The following is a 2351-nucleotide window of genomic DNA, read 5'->3' as shown; positions in this document are numbered from 1 at the left end:
GTTTATCCATGACCCCAGACCACTGCGAAGGAACGCAAATGCTGTGTAGAACCTTTGGCGGTACCAGATCTTCAACCCAACACTAGGAGGATGAAGATAGTGTTCTGACTGGTACCGCAATTTTTTACACAACACACAAGGGCATCACCGGGTGACGGGCTCATTCCCCAATCCGCCCGGGTGGTTGCAGCCACAGGTGCCCTTTTGTGTTGTGTGGAGAAACTAACTGGCTATAACCATGGCCAGTTTGAAAGCAATAAAGACTGAGAAATTAATCGCCACCCGGCGAGGGATTCGCTCAACCAAAATTCAGCGCGGTGCAGCGCGTAAATAACACGGAGAACTGACCATGAGCTTTATTCAGACACTATCTGGTAACCATATTGATTACCGAAATATCAGCCATGATGCTATTTGCATTGAGGATATTGCCACAGCCCTTTCCCATGCCTGCCGGTTCGCAGGGCACCTGCCCGAGTTTTATTCCGTGGCCCAGCATTCCGTTCTGGTAAGCCAGCTGGTACCCGGTGAATTTGCCTTTGAAGCTCTGATGCATGATGCCGCTGAGGCCTACTGCTGTGATATTCCGGCACCACTGAAAGCACTGTTACCTGATTACCGGGAAATAGAGCGCTACGTGGACAGCGTGATCCGGGAAAAGTACGGATTACCGGCAGAACATAGTCAGGTCGTCAAATATGCAGACCTCATCATGCTGTCTACCGAACGCCGGGACCTCGACATTGATGATGGTACCCACTGGCCATGTCTGGAAGGTATTTCACCTACAGATATGTTCACTGTTAATCCTCTTCGACCCGGCCAGGCATTCTCGCTTTTCATTAACCGGTTTAACGAACTGGAAGGGCGTGCCGCATGAACATGCCACTACACGATATGCCGATTGAAGAACTGATCCGGACAGCCCGCAGTTATGCCACCAGCATGACACCAATCACTACGTATACCGAAATCATGCACGAGCCGATCAACCGTGTCGATGTGCTGCGTGTGCGTGGGAAAGTTTTGGCTAATGAAAACGCAGCAATCAAGTGCATGAATGACTGCCTGGCGGAAGAACTCAGTGGCCACCAGCCGGCTGACGCTGAAATGCACCTCATTTGGCAGAAATGCGAAACCCCGCTTACCGACGACGCTATAGCCGCACTGAAAGCAGAAGCAAAATCGGAAGTATTAGACGAAATGGCTAAAACATACAGGGGCCTGGCTAATGAAGATGGTTGTTCTTGCAACATGAAGAGCAGTTACAACTTAACAGCAGAGCGCGCCGAAAACTACGCCGCATACATCCGCCGACAGCTCCACCAGGGAGGCGGACAGAAATGATTACCGGTACCAGTAATTTTGATGAAGTTCCTGAGGTTCGCTGTCCTATATGCGGTAGTTATTACAAGGCTGATGAGCCAGAACAGCATGAATGCGAATTGCGGGTTATTGAATGTGACATTTGTGGGTTTAAAAGCACCAATCCTGACGGGGCACACTATTGCTGCGAGGACAATAGCAATGACTAACAACGACGATCTGGCGCTGAAGTTGGAAAAGGCGGCAGAGAAAGCGACTCCCGGCCCGTGGTATGTGCACGATAAACCGTGTGAAGACGGCAACTATGGCATTGATACAAGCGACAAAGAATTCCTGGCTGAGGCTGTAGTTTGGTGGGGTTTTTCCCGCCAAAGCATCTGGCGTGAAGAAGACGCGAAATATATCGCTGTTGCAAACCCTGCCGCTGTTCTCTCCCTGCTGGCAGAGCGCAAAGCCGACAAGGCGGAGAATGCCAGCCTGCGGCAGCGTGTTGCGGAACTGGGACGCCAACTAATCGCACCGCTGCCTATCGGTGAATTAATCCAGCGCCTTAGCGACCAGACAGGCGAAGACTGGAGCGAGAAATATCTCGAAGATCGCACGGTGAGCGTTAAACCAGGTGAAGTGCTGGTAACTGTAAGTGGCTTTACTGGCTGCGGTAAAAGCGCCATCGCTGGGGAAATTGAAATCGCCATGAGGGCTATTGGTGTACCGGTTACCTGGTCTAACGGCGACGCTGAGAAGCGCACGACGGGCGCTGACTGGCTGACGGCTATCGAGATGTATAAGCCCGCTGTACGCATCGTAGAAATCAACGTTCCGCGTGCTGGCATCAAACTGGAACTGGGGCAGTAGAGATGGCAGAGCTCATTGATGAAGCCAACGAACGCGCCGAATTTAATATCAGCATAGCAATAGCCAATGCCCGAATTAACCACAGTGCTATTTCCGCAACTCACTGCAAAGGCTGTGGCGAACCTATTCCAGAAAAGCGCCGTGTAGCCGTTCCTGGCTGCACCATGTGT

The 2351-nt window shown here is 51.5% G+C and carries 4 protein-coding genes; all 4 read left to right on the top strand.

Going from position 1 to position 2351, the window contains the following annotated elements:
• The first annotated feature begins 349 nt into the window (after nucleotides 1-349).
• The gene (locus tag DES37_RS25340; RefSeq protein WP_110028293.1) at nucleotides 350-880 is read left to right on the top strand and encodes a hypothetical protein; all 531 of its coding nucleotides are present in this window, start codon (nucleotides 350-352) and stop codon (nucleotides 878-880) included.
• Nucleotides 877-1347: a hypothetical protein gene (locus DES37_RS25335; protein ID WP_110028292.1), complete on the top strand. Its 471-nt coding sequence runs from the start codon at nucleotides 877-879 to the stop codon at nucleotides 1345-1347. Before DES37_RS25340 ends, DES37_RS25335 begins: the two co-directional genes overlap by 4 nt.
• A 180-nt stretch (nucleotides 1348-1527) precedes the next feature.
• Nucleotides 1528-2181 carry an ead/Ea22-like family protein gene (locus DES37_RS25325; RefSeq protein WP_110028290.1) on the top strand — a complete coding sequence of 218 codons (654 nt, stop codon included), beginning with the start codon at nucleotides 1528-1530 and terminating at the stop codon, nucleotides 2179-2181.
• A 2-nt stretch (nucleotides 2182-2183) separates the two neighbouring features.
• On the top strand, nucleotides 2184-2351 hold a 168-nt coding region (locus DES37_RS25320), incomplete at its 3' end, for a TraR/DksA C4-type zinc finger protein (protein WP_110028289.1).

Origin of the sequence: Mangrovibacter plantisponsor, from assembly GCF_003182475.1 — a bacterium.
Taxonomy (GTDB): Bacteria; Pseudomonadota; Gammaproteobacteria; order Enterobacterales; family Enterobacteriaceae; genus Mangrovibacter; species Mangrovibacter plantisponsor.
The sequence above is the reverse complement of the archived record's forward strand: the minus strand, read 5'-3'. Positions and strand labels throughout refer to the sequence as shown.

Excerpts from the sequence above, each read along its gene's own strand:
- DES37_RS25325 (WP_110028290.1), top strand. The coding sequence starts at position 1,528 with ATGACTAACAACGACGATCTGGCGCTGAAGTTGGAAAAGGCGGCAGAG.
- DES37_RS25340 (WP_110028293.1), top strand. The coding sequence starts at position 350 with ATGAGCTTTATTCAGACACTATCTGGTAACCATATTGATTACCGAAAT.
- DES37_RS25335 (WP_110028292.1), top strand. The coding sequence starts at position 877 with ATGAACATGCCACTACACGATATGCCGATTGAAGAACTGATCCGGACA.